Raw genomic sequence first — 16948 nt, 5'->3', positions numbered from 1 at the left:
AATAATATTTTCATGATAACACAAGAAGGTACCGGATCAAACAATCTGACGCATTATGCTGCAGAATATTTTATCCGGTACCTTCTTTCATTTTGACTGATAATGATAAATTTTGAAGCGTATAATTTGCTGAATAACAGTATTACTGTCAAAGGTTAAATGACTGGCTTTGATCAGCCGAATCCCCATATTCGAATTATCGCGCATGGTGCTGCCGACAACCTCAACATTCTGAATCACTCCGTTGATTCCCCATAGATCAAGTCCTGATCCGCGATTACCGACCATTTGGGTGTTGATAATCTTGATATCTTCTGCGGTTTGATTGGCATCCGGTTCGATATCGATGCCGGCTTCTGGTAATGTCCCATTGGTATTTTTAAAAACACTATTTTTGACAATCACGCGTTTGGCATCGGTAATTGATAGCCCTTGTCGTCGATTATTGTCAGAGATTACATTGTCGATGGTGATATCACTAACATAGGGAGAATCTCCAAGAAAAATACCATCGCCCCAGCAATCACTGATTGTCATATTACTGATTGAAATGTTATTTGATCCCTGAATAACATGGATTCCCATTCCCCATTCACCTGATGAACCTTTGTGTTGATATCGTTCACCGACTATTTTGCCGCCTGAGATATTCACCTGGCTGACACCCGACATTCTGACAACAGCGTTATAGCCATTTGCCGATGGCAATGCTTTTAACACTGCATTTGAACTGAGGGTAATGGTCTGATTTGACCTTGGTTTTAATGGCTGATCGACATTAATCATATAGGTGCCATCCGGAATATAAACGGTCGTGTTTTCATTTAAAGCTGTTTGAATGGCTGCGGTATCATTTGTCGATCCGTTCCCGGTAGCACCATAGTCTCTGACATTTTTTCCTTCAGGTGCTGGCGCTGCCGGCGGAGGCGTTGTTGCGGTAGTCTTGGTTTCGATAACAATTTCGATCGCTTCCAAACGGAGACTCTTTCCTTCTGATCCTGAAAGTGCCCCATCATAGACCCAACCCTGAGCCCAACCCTCATTCTGGATATGGGTTCGATATTTTACTGAATAATCCGCTGCCCTTGTTCCGGTTAATCTGATCTGGACACCTTCCAGCCGCAGACCTTTTCCTTCTGATCCTGAGAAGCCCCCATTAACAGCCCATTTCTGTTCCCAACCGATATTTTGAACATGCGTACGATATTCAATTCCGAGATCTGCTGGGTTATTTCCGATTAGCTTAATTTCTATTCCCTCTAAACGATAACCCTTCCCTTCTGATCCGGAAAGCGCTGCGTTACTCATCCATCCCTGAGCCCAACCTTCGTTCTGGATATGCGTTCGATAGGTTGCGCCGACAGAATTTGACGAAGACGTTTCAAGCTCTGATGCAAATGTGTTTGTAGCAAGAAGAATCAGCATACTCATTAGAATTGCGGTTCTTCTTAAACACATTTTTACTTTATTTAAACTTTTATTGGCGTTCATCATTAACATTCCTTTCGGTAGCTGGCTGCCTTTATTTTCTAGGCCCTTTAGCTTTGCGTCCCAGCTTTTCAACTGGTTTGCCTTTATCGTAGAATTAAGCTTACTTGATCGTGAACTTATTTGTTATGCTATTGGTTCTAAAACATCCGATCTAATTTTAATCCAATTTAATCTTAATAACAAAGGATAGTTAGAGAATCCAACTATCCTTGCAATTCGAAGTTATTGTGATAATTATTGACTTATACTTTTTTTACAATGGCACTGTCACCAACGAGACCACCATACATATTTCCTGATAATACACAGCTTGAGTCATAAGTAATTCCGCTTACCTTGCTGTTAAAACCAACAGTCATTCCATAGGCTTGAGTTTTCTTTACTTGATCATCAATGAATTTACAATTTAGGAATTTTACATTCTTGATGTAGCCGCTAGCGTCCCAAGCATCAATTCTGACGCCATCATTGGATCCTGGACTGCTTTGACTGTTGTTCGAAATCGTCATGTTCTCAAAGATAATATTTTCGACCCCTTGTGCCTGACCTGATGTTACCAGTGAGATTCCCCGATACTTATTTTTTGAGACGGTCATATTTTTGAAAGAAGCGTTATTAACATCACTCTCAATTTCAATCCCGTAAAGATTATTAATGACGGTGTTATCACTAAAGGTTAGATCTTTTGCTTTGACAAGGCGAATTCCCATACTGGCATTGTCTGTCATGGTGCTACCAGTAACCGTAACCCGTTGGATGATTCCTGTGATACCCATTAAATCTAAGCCCGAACCCTTGTTACCATAACATTGGGTATTGATAATCTGGATGTCTTCAGCTATCTGATTTGGGTCTGGTTCAATGTCAATGCCGGCTTCTGGTAAGGTACCATTTGTGTTTCTAAAAATACTATTACTGACGACTACCCGTTTCGCATCGGTAATTGATAAACCCTGACGTCGATTGTTCTCACTAATGACATTATCAATCGTAATATCGGTTACTGCTGGGGAATCTCCAAGAAAAATACCATCACCCCAACAATCGCTGATTGTCATATTGCTAATTGAGATATTACTTGACCCATTAATGACATGGACTCCCATTCCCCATTCTCCTGTGGTTCCCTGGTGTTCATATCGTTCGCCAACAATCTTTCCGCCGGTGATGCTGACATTGCTTACACCAATCATCCGAACCACGGCATTGTATCCATTTGAAGAGGGGAGAGCTTTTAAAATAGCATTTTGGCTTAAGGTAATACTTTGATTCGATTTTGGTTTTAATGTCTGATCAACATTTATCAAATATGTGCCATCCGGAATATAGACCGCACTGCTTTCATCAAGCGCTTTTTGAATTGCTGCTGTGTCGTTTGTTACGCCATCCCCTTTAGCGCCATAATCTTTAACTGATTTTTGCTGAGGTTCTGGGGTTGGCTCGGTCACCACTGGTACCGGCTCAGTCACCACTGGAGTAGGTTCGGTGACCACTGGTTCCGGTTCTGGAACGACTGGTGCTGGCTCGGTCACAACTGGTGCCGGTTCTGTCACCACTGGTGCCGGTTCTGTTACGACTGGTGCCGGTTCTGTTACGACTGGTGCTGGTTCTGTTACGGCAACTGGTCTTTTGGGATTTTTCGCTTTTGCTGTGCCTGAATTTCCTGGTGCTGCATATACTGGCATTGAACTTAGTAATAACATCAATGTAACTAATAAAACGGATATCTTTTTCATGGTGGTGCTCCTTTCGGTAGCCGGCTACCTTTCTTTGCAGTTAAGGCCCTTAGCTTTGCGTCCCAACTTTTCAGTTGGTTTGCCCTTATCGATGGATCGATACAATCATTAAATAAAAAACTCTTCTTTCGGTAGCTGGCTGCCATTTTAGAGGCCCTCTAGCTTTGCGTCCCTATCTTTCGATAGGTTTGCCTTTATCGTTGAAGAGTTGCTTCAACAGTTTTAACTTTTACCATTTATGTACTTGCTTGCCGACTCCCTCCTTTTTGACTGAGCGTCTTCCTAACAACTCTTTAAATTTCTACTATATCTTGACCGAAAAAATCTATTCGACTTTCATTTAAATAATTTCTGACTACAAAAAACTTCCCCTTCGGTAACTGGCTGCCATTTTACAGGCCCTTTAGTTTTGCGTCCCGGTTTTTCAACCGGTTTGCCTTTATCGTCGGAAAGTAATTCCACGATTTATTTAGTTGATTACAGCTTTGCTACCCTTTTAATGTCATTTTGTTTAGAACGATATGCAATATTGGAATATTAGCATATTGCATTGCTGTGGTTAGGCTCAATATATCACACTTTAATGATCCAGTCAATACAATTATGACTAATTCTAATTTATACAGTCAAATTTAAGTAAATTGACTGTTTCGTAATTGAACCAGTAATGTTAGTGCATTCCTTCTGCTTGGCTTAGTTATTGCTCAGTACTTCTTACCTTTAAGATCGACTGAAGCAGCAAAATATTTAGCAGGATTTTTAAAAATCCGCATCATAAAATTTTCTAAGCACGTTTTTATATCATTCTTAATAGAGCATCATCACAAATTGCCACATTCAGTTTTTTATTTAAAGATTTTAATTGCTCTGTCGATTAATTGACTTTTCGCTACCTGTATTATATAAGAGAAATCATTATTTTTTCTAAAGATCAAAAAGAATAACAGATTGGGAACGACGCCGCAGATCAAGACTCTAATCATAAAACTGATAATTCCGGTGTCGACAACATATTGACAGATAAACCAGGTGATCATCCCTGCTCCGATTGTTATGACTGCATACTTAAGGTATTGTTTAAAATACTCAGCCGAACTGGATTCAAACCCATACTTGTACAAAACAAATGGCTCCACCCAAAAGCTGGTAGTGATGGTGCTGACCATTGTTCCCAAAAAAATCCCCGCCACGCCAACATAATTTGCAAGTATCACCGATGCCACAATGTTAATAATCGATTCGGCCAGCGGTTTATAGCGATCATACCAATATAAGCCATGGGCATCTTTAAAGACTCTGACGCTTGTTCTCATCCCCATCATGTAGAAATTGACAATCAAAATTGCCACGATTTCCATATCAAACAGGTATTCTCCCCCCAACCAGAGGTAAATAAATGGATTCACCAGATTCCAAAGTGCAATCGCTGAAAATCCGTAGATCCAGAAAGCGGCAAAATTTGTGCTGGAAAAGACACTGCGATTCTTTTCTGCCGATTGGGTTATCCCAAGATTACCGATGCTGGCCGTTAATGATTCAAATATTAATCCATAGATCATTGTCAGTGATGCAATAATCAGTAAATAGTTTGAGTAAATCCCGACTGCCACAATCCCAATTAGCATCGAGATCAGGATATTATCGGTACCCAAAACGACAACACCACCAATTCGATGGTAGATCAACGCCTGGACATTTTTTTTGATCTCAATCTTTTCTTTAGCTTCCAATGGTAGAATATTTTTTTCCTTCAAATAAGGAAACATCTTATCGGCTCTGAGCGAAACCAGAATGTTTTCAGATAGGGTCGCCACCAATTCGACAGATAAGAATAAAATGTAGTTTTGGGTTGTATATAAAATGATTATCTGAAAAATACTCATCGCGATAAAAATTGCATAGCGGTAGAGCGAAGCAATGTATTTTTTTTCATTGGCGATAATCAAAAAACGCTTATATGAAAAAAAATAGGATATCGCCGAATTAACGACAAAGATTATAAAAATAAGGTTGATGTAATCTACTTCTGGAATATCTTTGATAAAAAAATGCAAGAACGGGACGAGCATTATTCCCAATGCGATAATAATCAGGCCGATAAGTGTATAAGTTTTTTTAAATAATTTCATTAACGATTTTATTTTTTCAACATTGTTTTCGGCTATCGGTTTGTACATGCTGTAGACAATCGCTGTACCAATTCCCAATTCAGCCAATGATAAGATTGACAAAATATTGGTGAACAGGCCATTGATTCCTAAGTATTCCGCGCTTAATACTGTAACAAAGACGATTCGCGAAACAAATGTAACCAACAATGCCAACATTTGACCGATCAGTGCATATTTTATATTCTTGATTGAATTCGCTGTTCTTGACATAAGTCCACCATTTTCTGTGATTGTTTACTAATTGGATTGATTCGCAATTTAGCTGCTAGCCTTATTGATTGCATCTAGTGCATTAGAATTATCGCTACTTTTCAACGGAACATTTTACCTAAATAACCATTTGCAAGAAATAACCAAAACAAAATTATAAAACTCTTTTTCTTAAGTAAATGAACAACGATTATTAGCCTTTTTCCCGAGACAGCAGCATTTTTTAATGCAGTTTGAAATTCATTTAATGTAATAATCTCTTTCATCTTGATGTATTTTTCTTTTAAACGATCATTACTGGTAAAACGTTTTTCGATGGCGATGATATAATATCTCAAAATCATGCCATTGATTTTTTCGAGTTCATTACCCTTGTCCATTTCAAATTTTTGCGAGAATTCTCTGAGCCGTTTATCTAATATCTGAAAATTCCGGATATAATCAATAGCTGGCCGCCGTTTAAGTTGCGAAGCATTCAAATCATGATAATAATGATACCACGCTCCATCCAGAACACAGACTTTTTTTGATTTTTCCAGAACGTCTAAGACAAATTTAAAATCCTCCAATATCGACATTTCCTTTTCAAAGACAATCTGATTATCTTTGATGATGGTGGATTTGATGACCTTGTTACAGGATGATAAAAAGTAGTTTTGATCAGACAAATAAGAAAAATGTGCGTTTATATTTTTAACATTAAAACAGTAGTTCTTTTCAATGCTTTTAATATGTCTTTTCTGTAGCTTCTGATTTTTGTAATAGTCGAACTGCATTCCATAGATCACCATATCAATTGAGCGATCGGTAAATTGTTTCATCACCACAGCGTAAGTTTCTGGATCAATAGTATCATCTGCGTCGATAAAAGACAGATACTCCCCGGTCGCTAGTTGAATCCCGCGATTCCGGGCTGCACTCACCCGGGCATTTTCTTGATGAACGACCATTACTCTTTTATCTGCTCTGGCGTATTGATCGCAAATCATCGCTGATGAATCCGTTGAACCGTCATCAATCAGAATTAATTCAAGCTGCTGATAGGTTTGATTCAAAACACTGTTAATCGACATTTCCAACCGTTTTTCGGCATTGTAGACTGGCATAATCACACTTATTAATGCTTCTCTCATGGTCATCACCCTCAGTTTTTCCATTTAAACAACACCTTTGAGCATCACCGACGATTCATAAACATGCAACTCTGATTCACGAGACACAATATAAACCCAGATCAGCAGATAAAGCAAGTTACGATTAAACAAAATCTGATCACTTACCAAAACAAACATTAATATATACCACATCACTCGATAATTCGAACTGATTTTTCGGTACATCATCACAAAAAGATTTACCCACAATATTGATCCAAGCAGTCCAAATGAAAAAACCTGAAAGATGAAAGAATTTGCATAATTTCTACCATAAGTTTCGCCGTTCATATAAAGAAATTCTGCTAGTCGATTTATACCGACTCCAAAAATCCATTCCGGTAATGAAAAATATTGGAATAAGCTCAGTGTTCCTAATATTCTGATATTTTCCACTAAACTGGGCAGGCTTAATTTACTTAAATATTCACGAAATAGGTCTGGCAAATAGACGAACAAGGCAATCCCCATGATCGAAAAGACGATCATGTAGACCAGTATTTTTGCCTTTTTAATATTAATAATTACTGGAATAATCAGTAACAGAATAATACCGGTGGTACTGGTTGATAGAACCCCGCCTGCAAAGAGGACCATTGCCAGCCAATAATCTTTTTTTATTATTGCCATCGCATAGATTGGCGCAACATAAATACAATAATGCGCCGGCTCATAAAAAAACGATGTTGGCCGGCCATATTCAATCGACTCAAAACCTGATAATTCAATCGCCCTTAAAAATGGGATATTACCTCTAATAATCACGTCAAAAATATTATATGCAATAGCCTGATAAAGTAGAAAAGCAGTTGCTATCAGAGCCACTAAACCACAGGCTCGATAAAGCTTTTCCTTATCCAGATAGCCGGGACAGCACAAAACACTGGCCAATATCATAAAGACAAGCATTCCCCCAGAATTATTAATTGTGTTTGTAATATCTGGGTATTTCAATGCCCCAACAATTAAATTGAGAATAATCAGGATCAACATGGTGACCAGTATTTCAATGTTAATGCGAATCACCAGATTTCTTTTGATCACGCCGCTAGTAATAATTGCCATCAATATAAAATTACCAATATCAAATAGTGGTAAAAATTCGTAAAGAGATAAAATCGGAAACAAAGCGATAAGTATATATTTAAAATCACTGATTTTTTCAGTTTGCAACTTCATTATTTGTCCTCTCTTAATTGTATCACTTTTACATCAAGCTATTACAGTTGATATCGATTGATCCTGATCAATCATTCGCATTTGTGAACACTAACTTTCTTCATTCTGCTTTTATGGCATTTGCATAGACGCCACTTAAAATTATTTTATAATTGTCTTCATTATTAATACGATTGAATTTTTCGATTTGTTTCTCTGACATTTCTTTTCTTATTTCTTTGTTTTCAATAAGCTTAATAATCGCGCTCACTAAACAATCGTCATCATCGGATAGATACCCAGTTATATTATTGTCAATCAATTCGATCAAACCATCTGTTGGAGTTGAAACGATTGGCACACCAAAATACATCGCCTCCAGAGCTGAAATCGGGGTACCTTCAAATCTGGAACAAAACAGCATGCAGTTGGCTTGTTTGATTGCTTTATAGGGGTATGATAAATTGCCTGTAAAAAAGACCTGCTTTGTAACACCTTCTTTTTCAAAGATTTCTAGCATCTCTTCTTTTAACTCGCCTTCGCCAATCACCCCAAATCTGGCGTAAGGCAGTTGTTTTAGCACTGAAGAAGCTACTGCTGCGATGCGTTGCGGATTTTTTTGATCGGTGAGCCTTCCTAAAAAAATAAAATCAAAACAGTATTCCTGGCTATCCTTGTCAATTAAGGCATTTAGTCTTTGTGAATAAATAATATTCTTCAAGACAATTGTTTTATTTTTGATAACCGGTTTAAAAAAGTAATCATTTATACAGCTTTCTGACACCGCAATAATTTTTTTTGCTTTTCTTGCTGCGATCATATATAAAAATGACTTGATCGTTAGTTTTTTCATATCATCGTTATTAACATGTAAATGGGAGATAAAGGGAATCCCTTTGTCAGCGATTGTTGCAGCAAGGACGGTAGCTCTGACATCATGAGCATCAATCAAATCCGGTTGATATTCAGAGATCACGCGGTTCAATGCTTTGATAGTTAAACTATCAATTGGAAGATATGTAATATCTCTGTCTTCTAGAGCTTGCCGGATTAAACCATCTGGCGAACAATAGGCCATTTGATAGTCGTTCTTAAACATCATGCAAATATCGGCCGCTACATTTTCGGCTCCGGATAGCTTACCGGTATTTAAAATGTGTAGTATTTTCATTTTTGCTTACCTCATCTCTGCCCGCTAGCTTACGCTAAATTAGGATAAATTGTATCCTAGCCTGAATAAACCTTATTATTCGATGCCAGCGTATATTTTTGCCATGATGACATTGACATTCTTTTTATCATATTGATAGGCTTCTTCTGAATTGCGATGACCCATTTCTTTTCGTAAGTCGCTATTGATGATTAGTTGATCTATACTACTTGAAAAGCCGACCAGATCTTGGGGAGGATGTAGAAATCCGCCTGCATTATTGGCAATTAAGTCCGTATTCCCGCGAATCGATGAACAGACAATTGGCAATCCGGCTGACATCGCTTCCATCATCGCCACCGGCAAGCCTTCCTGGTAAGATGGAAAAATAAAAACATCTGATGCCTTGCATATGTCAGGAATATCACTCCGGTATCCAAGAAATTGTACCTTATTTTCGATATCCAGTTGTTTAGCCAATGTTTTTAAATAGCTGCCAAGTTTTCCTTCCCCACAAATCATATATTGATAATTCTGATGCGTAAGCTTTGCAACGGCTCGCAGTGCCGTTTCATGATTCTTTCTTGTTATTAAATCCCCGATCGACAGTAATACTACCGTATCGTCATCTATCCCCAGTTCTTTTCTGATCTTGTTACGATCAGCATCGACCTTTCTAAACTTATCGGTGTCGACACCAATTCCCGGAATATAGACAACTTCTCTGGCTTTAAAAGTTTGCGCTCTTTTATAATCCTCGCTATTGATGGTAATGATTAGATCCGTGAATCTTGAGACCCATCTTTCAACTGAATAATAGAGCAGCCAATTCTTTTTTGGTGCTCCCGTATAAAAATGAAAGCCATGTGCGGTGTAGATCACCTTCGTGCCAGTCTTCCTGGCTTTTCTGCATGCCAATCTGGCAACCACCCCACCAATTGGCGAATGGCAATGAACGATCTCATAGCGATTGCTGATACACAGTTTTTTCATTAACCGATAGGCCGCGATAATTTCATTGACATTTAAGATACTTCTCGATATCGGAAGCTGATAGGTCTGGTTCCCCTTAGCTTCTACTTCTTTGCGATAGGCAATCCCGCGATCACGACTGGAGTCATCACCATATTCGAAATTACAGGCAATATCCACTTGAAAGCCCTGATCTTCAAGAATCTTTATATTATCGCGATTAAATGAACTGATCATTGAGGCGACCGAGGCCATCATTAAAGCACGCTTCATTATCCCCACCTCCTTGAAATTATTTGTTGTTTATTCGGATATTGATTCGCATTATATGATTTGAAATTTTTTCTTTGCCAATTATTTGATCCGTTTCGCCGGGACGCCGACATAGGTTCCCGGTTCGGTAATATCCTTAACAACCACAGCCCCTGCGCCAATCATACAATTATCAGTTACCGATAAGTTATGGCTGATAATACTGCCAATGCCAATCCAAGATCTTTTACCGATTGTCACACCCCCTGCTAAATTTACTCCAGGTGACACGTGAACAAAATCTTCAATAATATTATCATGATCGACGGTAGCGCTGGTATTAATGATACACCCCTTACCTAGTTTGCTGGAAGCATTAATGACAACACCCGCCATAATCACTGACCCATCCCCTATTTTTACATCTGGAGCAATAATTGCATGGGGGTGAATAAGTACTGGCAGTCTTGATCCCTTTGCTTCGATCTGGGCATGAAAACGTTCACGAAAGGCGTTGTTGCCAATTGCGACAAAAACATCGGCATCCTTTGTATGGGCAATTGCTTGGGTCGATGTGCCAGAAACATTCAGCCCGAATGCAGATACTAGCGATTCATTATCATCAAAGAAGGTGATCGTTTTCCATCGATTCATCTGCAAGGCAATATCAGCGACTACTTTCCCATGGCCGCTGGCTCCAATAATGATCAGTCTGTCTTTCATATTGATAGCCTTTCTTTAGCTTATTCGGAATTTGTGAAGATTGCTGTGTAAAATTATCTGCCGGAGTTGCCGATTTGCAGATACTCGCCAACTGACATTGCCTGACGAGCTGGCATTAAACGGTCACCATCTTTGACGTAAACAGCTGGAAAAAAATTGACGAATAACGGATTTAAACTCATCGTATAAGAACCAACCATATTAAAAATGATCCGGTCATCAATATTTAGTGCCTGGGAATCCGTTAATACCATCAATCGATCGAGATCCATGCATGTAAACCCACATATGATCTGTTTTGGGTGGATTACTCGAGCTGTTTTTGCGATTGAAAGATCATATGAATAAGTAGCTTTTCTCATCAGCGGATCAATGTTGACTCGACTCCCATCAATGGTGACAAAACGGCTTTTGGGGGTATCTTTTACATCAATCACACTGGTCAAAAAAGAAATAGGCGAACCGATGATCGCCGAACCGGGCTCTAAAACCAGCCTTGTGGTGTTAACATCATAATTCTTTGACAATTCTTGATGAATGGCCTCTAGATAGTCATTAAACGTCGGTTTACCTGGAACGCCACCAAAAAAACCACCGCCAATATCAACAAAATCAAAGCTTAAGCCAGTATCATTACTAATTTGACAAGCTATTTTCGCGAGCGCCCGATAGACTGCGACACTGCGAGTATGGCTTGTGCAATGCAGGTGTAAGCCGGCAACGTGAATGCGCCCAGTTGCAATCAATTGATCCATTATTCGATACAATTCTCCGCTTTCCAGACTAAACCCGAAACGCGTACCGTCTTCCTGGTAACCAATATCATCAGGACAAACATCTTCAATAGCAAAGTTCACCCTTAACCCAACTTTGAATTGTTGGCTGGTCGTTTCTAGTAAGTTATTAAGCCAGCGCAGTTCCAGCTGCGAGTCAATGTTTACGATGACTCCATTTAGCAATGCATCCGTAAATGTCGCTTCGCTTTTAACCGGACCATTGTAAATAATTTGACGGTGCGAAAACCCTGTTGATTTAGCTAGCTCATACTCATCTGATGAGGCAACTTCTGCGTAAAAATCACAGTCTCTTAGATAATTGAGTAACCACGGCAAGGCATTCGTTTTAAACGAATAGCCGATCACATAATTGGGCCAATAGCGATTTAAGGCTTCTTGTAATTGGCTGATATTTTCATCAAGCTTTAACTTATCGAGGACAAAAACTGGTGTTTCAATGTCTTGTAAACTGTTAACCAAGCTCATTCTCCTTTCTGATGATAATGCTGTCATACATCATCATGACAATATTATCATCATAGCTATAATAATCCGCTTTATTACTGATGCCATTAAGATTATTTGCGATACATTTAAAGAAATCAACGCCAGCCCCAAATGCATGCAGGTATGCCCCACCGAAGCGGGGATTGATTTCAGACAGATAATAGATTCCGTCGGTGTAAAAAAAATCAATATCAATGGGTCCATTAAAATTCAGCGTGCTCATTATCTTCTGAATCAAACGAACAAGATTGCTATCCTTAAATGAAACAGTTTTGCTTGCCCCACCGATCGTACTCTCAAGCTTTTTCTTGGCAAAAATGCGAACTGCTTCCTTTGAAATTGTATCAATATAAACATCTGCATCAATATCCAGTCCTGTCATATACTTCTGAATAATCAGACTCTCATCATCTGCCAATAATGCTGTTAACTTTTCAAGGCTTTCAACCTTTCTTGCCCCCACACTTCCACTACCGAACCTTGGTTTTACAAATACTGGGAATTCGATTGCATTATTAACAAATGCATTGTTAAATTCTTCGATGTTACCATATGTAGGAATCGTAGCGATATTATGCTTGACAGCATGCTGAAAGAGTTTGAATTTATCAAAACATAAATTGGCGGTATCGATGTCGGGTGCTAAAACTTCTACGCCGATGTCCTCAAACTTCTTTCGGTTATCGGATAAAATCTGAATTTCTGGATCAATCAATGTCGTAATGGCATCAATTTTTTCGATATTACATATATTTAAAAGCACCTCCAGATATAAAGGATCATCTATCCTGGGGACAATATAGCGTTTATCTGCAAAATAAAGTGCCGGCGCAAATTTGCTGCAATCAGTTGCGATAAGCTTAACCTTTTCATTTAAAGAGGTGCTACAGTTTTTTAATAATTCGCTTCTTCTTCCTGCACTGCAAAAAAGAAGATTTTTTGCAGTGTCATTATTTCGAGCCTCTGAATTCTTCCATGGTTCCATCTATTTTATTGTTAATACCTTCCCTTTTGAAAACCTTTTTAAAGGTCTTGAAAATAATCTTTATGTCGCCGATAAAGCTAATACTGTTGACATAGCGGATATCTAATTCAAACTTTTCTTCCCAGCTGATTGCATTTCTGCCATTAACCTGTGCCAACCCCGACAAGCCTGGCCTGACCTGATGTCGGCGCTTTTGTTGGGCATTATAAAGCGGCAGATATTTAATCAGCAGTGGCCTGGGACCAATCACAGCCATATCGCCGCGCAGGACATTTAAAAGCTCTGGCAGTTCATCCAGACTTGTCGATCTTAAAAAATTTCCAAACTTCGTCAAGCGTTGTTCATCAGGTAGTAAATCTCCATTATTATCTTTGTGATCTGTCATTGTTCTAAATTTATACATCACAAATATTTTTTCATTTAATCCGGGTCTTTCCTGTTTAAATAAAACTGGACTGCCTAGCTTTTTTCTAACCATAATCGCTAAAACAACGAATAACGGGGATAATACAATAATTGCAATTAAAGACAGACAAAAGTCCATCGGTCTTTTTAGAAATTTTTGGTAAATCATTTATTTCCACAATCCTTTGATGATCATACATATTCTATCCAGATCGACATCGGTCATCTTTGTATCAGAAGGTAAACAGATGCCGGTTGAAAATAATTTTTCAGACACTTGTTCTCCAAAATAATCATACTTTTCAAAAAAAGGTTGTTTATGCATGGGTTTCCAGATTGGTCTTGATTCGATATTTTCTTGCTCTAAAGCATCCATAACATCGACTGGTTGCACCGAGCCGCTTAAGATTATGCAGCTTAGCCAATAATTCGGTTCGTTCCAATCATTAATGGGCATAAAGGAAAGCCCCGACAAAAGACCTAATTCTTGCTGATAATACTCAAAAATGTGTTTCTTCTGGGCAATTCTCTGATCTAACACCATTAATTGGCCACGGCCAATTCCGGCTGAGATATTACTCATTCGATAATTGAAACCTAACTCACTATGCTGGTAATGTCTGGCCGGATCTCTGGACTGGGTCGCCCAGAACCTCACTTTACTGATTCTTTCATCATTGTTTGAAACCAGCATCCCGCCACCTGAGGTCGTAATTATTTTGTTCCCATTAAAACTAAAAGCCCCATACTCACCAAAGGTTCCGGTTTGTTTGCCCTTGTAGACGGTCCCCAGAGATTCGGCTGCATCTTCAATGATCGGGACATTATATCTTTGGCAAATCTCGATCAGTTTATCAATATCCGCCGACAGCCCATAAAGATGAACCACGATGACAGCCTTGACATTGGGATATTTTTTAAATGCCCGCTCCAAAGCTTCTGGGCACATGTTCCAGGTTTCATTGTCACTATCAATAAATACCGGCACTGCTTTTTCATAGATAATCGGATTAGCAGTCGCTGAGAATGTTAGTGATGAACAAAAGACAACATCGCCTGCGCCAACACCAATAGCTCGTAAGGCCAGATGAATCGCTGCTGTTCCAGTGTTTAAGGCAGCGGCATTTTTTGAGCCAACTTTTAATGCAAATTCCTTTTCAAATTCATTGACATTTGGACCAAGGGGTGCGATCCAATTTGCCCTAAATGCCTCCTGAATAAATCCCATTTCGTATCCTTCGTCACTCATGTGCGGTGACGCCAAAAATATCTTACTCGCCATTTTATGCCAACCTCCCTTAACATTGTCACTTTTCTGATCTGTTCCATTCATTTTTTTATGTGTTAACAATTACAGTGATAGCAACTGCAAAATATAACTATTCTAAATATAGTATTTTTACAGGAAAAACACAAGCATTATCTCGTTCTTTAAAATAATTAAATCATCTAGCTAATCGATACTGTCCATAAATATTATAGTCAAGATACCCCATTCGCCCTTTATTACTCAAACTATCCCAAAATGACTCTTGATTATTTCCCTAGCATTCATTATACCACCACTCGTTTACGACTTTTTGAGGTTTTCTTAAAAATATCTTATTCCTCTTGTTTTTAGCACAAGCCATTGGGTATAATATGCTTGAGGTGATAGATTATGAAAGTTGAGTACAACAAAATTGTTCGGGATAAGATTCCTGAAATCATTAAAGACAGCGGACGTACCTGTGAGTACAAAATCTTAGGTGAATCAGAAGTTCGAGATGCATTAAAGGAAAAGCTTCTTGAAAAGGCTCAAATTTTTTTGAAGCGACCCTCGGAAGATGAACTTTCGGATATCTACGAATTACTGGATGCAATTGTGGAAACATTCGAGTACGAGCCACTTCACATTGATTATTTGAAAATTCAGAATAAACAAGCTAAGGGCACCTATTCTGAAAAGGTTTTTCTGATCTCGGTGGATGACGGCCAATAGTATTTTCACAATCAAAACAGGACTGTTGTCAAATTTTGACTTCAGCCCTGTTTTATTTCTGTTTTATTTTCATTTTTTAATGCTGTTCAATTCTAATTAAAGAAATGATGATTAAATTGAGAATGCGTTTTCGAAATGGTTAATCACTAGCTCCCCATCCGCTAAATAGTATATTTCGATGACATCAAAGCGGACATTAACATCATCAAGTTGTTTTTCTTTTAAATACCAAAGTGCTGTTTTGGCAATCCGTTTTTGCTTTGTCCGGCTGACTGCTTCGCGGGGATAGCCATAATCGAGGTTTCTTCGATACTTTACTTCGCTAAAAACCAGAGTCTCGCCATCCAGACTAATTAGATCAATTTCACCGGAAGGTTTTTTGTAATTCGTTTCACGAATGTGATGACCAGCATTTTTTAAAAATGCCATTGCCAATGCTTCTCCGGCCTTGCCCTTTTTTACATTATGAGTCTTCATGACAAACCTAAATTCTGAATGAAACTACGACGATGGATTGGTGTTGGTCCATACTTGTGAAGGGCTTTGATATGTTCGGCAGTACCATAACCCATATTGTGATCAAAACCATACTCCGGATACTGCTCGTGATAAAGCTGCATCAAATTATCCCGGTAAACCTTGGCAACAATGCTTGCCGCCGCAATCGCGTAACTGCTAGCATCACCATGGATAATTGATTTTTGGGGAATTTGGGAATCAATATGCAGGGCATCGATCAACAGTAGGTCTGGTTTTATTGATAGGGTGGCTAATGAATCCATCATCGCTTTTTTGGTGGCGTTTAGAATATTTAAATTATCGATCACATCATTGTCGACCTGGCCAATAGCATAATCCAAGGCATCTTCAAGTAGCTGCTCGCATAAACTTTCCCGAATTTTTTTTGAAACTTTTTTTGAATCGTTGACATATAAGCGGCTGGAATCAGGTTTTAAGATAATCACACAGGTCACCACTGGGCCGGCTAAGGGACCGCGTCCAACCTCATCGATGCCACCAATTCTTTTAATACCTTTATTGTAGTAGCCCGCTTCGATTGACTTCATCTTTATGATTCGATCGATTTCTTTATCTCTTGCAGCGACTTTCTTTTCCAAAGCTTGGCCAATTTTCTTAACGGCAACGCGGTGATCTTTCTTTAGCATCGGGATCAGATCCGGATATAATTGCATTTGCTTTTGTGAGACGTATTCCTTTATCCCAGCAACTGTCATATTTTCAAATGTATTCATAATTACCTCGATGTTTATTAGTCA

The 16948-nt window shown here is 38.7% G+C and carries 15 protein-coding genes and 4 riboswitches; of the genes, 1 reads left to right on the top strand and 14 read right to left on the bottom strand.

Going from position 1 to position 16948, the window contains the following annotated elements; genetic code table 11:
- Nucleotides 1–87: 87 nt before the first annotated feature.
- The 12 genes from QZ998_RS07290 to QZ998_RS07235 form a co-directional block, all read right to left on the bottom strand.
- Nucleotides 88–1491 (bottom strand): right-handed parallel beta-helix repeat-containing protein, encoded by a 1404-nt coding sequence (locus QZ998_RS07290; protein ID WP_296559297.1) that lies wholly within the window; start codon nt 1489–1491, stop codon nt 88–90.
- 13 nt (nt 1492–1504) lie between these two features.
- Nucleotides 1505–1583: riboswitch (cyclic di-GMP riboswitch) on the bottom strand.
- Between the two features lie 150 nt (nt 1584–1733).
- Nucleotides 1734–3227 (bottom strand): right-handed parallel beta-helix repeat-containing protein, encoded by a 1494-nt coding sequence (locus QZ998_RS07285; RefSeq protein ID WP_296559295.1) that lies wholly within the window; start codon nt 3225–3227, stop codon nt 1734–1736.
- Nucleotides 3228–3239: 12 nt separating this feature from the next.
- Nucleotides 3240–3321: riboswitch (cyclic di-GMP riboswitch) on the bottom strand.
- A gap of 33 nt (nt 3322–3354) precedes the next feature.
- Nucleotides 3355–3430: riboswitch (cyclic di-GMP riboswitch) on the bottom strand.
- A gap of 169 nt (nt 3431–3599) precedes the next feature.
- A riboswitch (cyclic di-GMP riboswitch) is annotated at nt 3600–3675 on the bottom strand.
- 397 nt (nt 3676–4072) lie between these two features.
- Complete coding sequence (locus QZ998_RS07280) at nt 4073–5608, bottom strand: hypothetical protein (RefSeq protein WP_296559293.1); 1536 nt, start codon at nt 5606–5608, stop codon at nt 4073–4075.
- A gap of 101 nt (nt 5609–5709) precedes the next feature.
- Entirely contained in the window at nt 5710–6765 is a 1056-nt protein-coding gene (locus QZ998_RS07275) for a glycosyltransferase (protein WP_296559291.1), read from the bottom strand.
- The gene (locus QZ998_RS07270; protein WP_296559289.1) at nt 6766–7941 is read right to left on the bottom strand and encodes a hypothetical protein; all 1176 of its coding nucleotides are present in this window, start codon (nt 7939–7941) and stop codon (nt 6766–6768) included. It abuts the gene before it with no gap.
- Nucleotides 7942–8041: 100 nt separating this feature from the next.
- Entirely contained in the window at nt 8042–9019 is a 978-nt protein-coding gene (locus QZ998_RS07265) for a glycosyltransferase (protein ID WP_296559287.1), read from the bottom strand.
- A 147-nt stretch (nt 9020–9166) separates the two neighbouring features.
- Entirely contained in the window at nt 9167–10315 is a 1149-nt protein-coding gene (locus QZ998_RS07260) for a glycosyltransferase family 4 protein (protein ID WP_296559285.1), read from the bottom strand.
- Between the two features lie 81 nt (nt 10316–10396).
- Entirely contained in the window at nt 10397–11017 is a 621-nt protein-coding gene (locus QZ998_RS07255) for an acetyltransferase (protein ID WP_296559283.1), read from the bottom strand.
- 53 nt (nt 11018–11070) lie between these two features.
- Complete coding sequence (locus QZ998_RS07250) at nt 11071–12306, bottom strand: pyridoxal-dependent decarboxylase (RefSeq protein WP_296559281.1); 1236 nt, start codon at nt 12304–12306, stop codon at nt 11071–11073.
- Complete coding sequence (locus tag QZ998_RS07245) at nt 12266–13285, bottom strand: ATP-grasp domain-containing protein (RefSeq protein ID WP_296559279.1); 1020 nt, start codon at nt 13283–13285, stop codon at nt 12266–12268. The genes QZ998_RS07250 and QZ998_RS07245 overlap by 41 nt, the downstream gene beginning before the upstream one ends.
- Nucleotides 13251–13859, bottom strand: a complete 609-nt coding sequence (locus tag QZ998_RS07240) for a sugar transferase (protein WP_296559277.1) — start codon at nt 13857–13859, stop codon at nt 13251–13253. The genes QZ998_RS07245 and QZ998_RS07240 overlap by 35 nt, the downstream gene beginning before the upstream one ends.
- Entirely contained in the window at nt 13860–14972 is a 1113-nt protein-coding gene (locus QZ998_RS07235; RefSeq protein WP_296559276.1) for a DegT/DnrJ/EryC1/StrS family aminotransferase, read from the bottom strand.
- Between the two features lie 378 nt (nt 14973–15350).
- Here QZ998_RS07235 and QZ998_RS07230 point away from each other — a divergent pair, with 378 nt between their 5' ends.
- A complete protein-coding gene (locus QZ998_RS07230; RefSeq protein ID WP_296559274.1) occupies nt 15351–15671 on the top strand; it encodes a nucleoside triphosphate pyrophosphohydrolase in 321 nt (106 codons plus the stop codon).
- 111 nt (nt 15672–15782) lie between these two features.
- Here QZ998_RS07230 and QZ998_RS07225 read toward each other — a convergent pair whose 3' ends face one another.
- Nucleotides 15783–16148: a YraN family protein gene (locus tag QZ998_RS07225; RefSeq protein WP_296559272.1), complete on the bottom strand. Its 366-nt coding sequence runs from the start codon at nt 16146–16148 to the stop codon at nt 15783–15785.
- Entirely contained in the window at nt 16145–16924 is a 780-nt protein-coding gene (locus QZ998_RS07220; protein ID WP_296559271.1) for a ribonuclease HII, read from the bottom strand. Before QZ998_RS07220 ends, QZ998_RS07225 begins: the two co-directional genes overlap by 4 nt.
- Nucleotides 16925–16948: the final 24 nt, after the last annotated feature.

The sequence above is a fragment of the uncultured Acetobacterium sp. genome, from assembly GCF_927416815.1.
Classification (GTDB): Bacteria; Bacillota; Clostridia; order Eubacteriales; family Eubacteriaceae; genus Acetobacterium.
The sequence above is the reverse complement of the archived record's forward strand: the minus strand, read 5'-3'. Positions and strand labels throughout refer to the sequence as shown.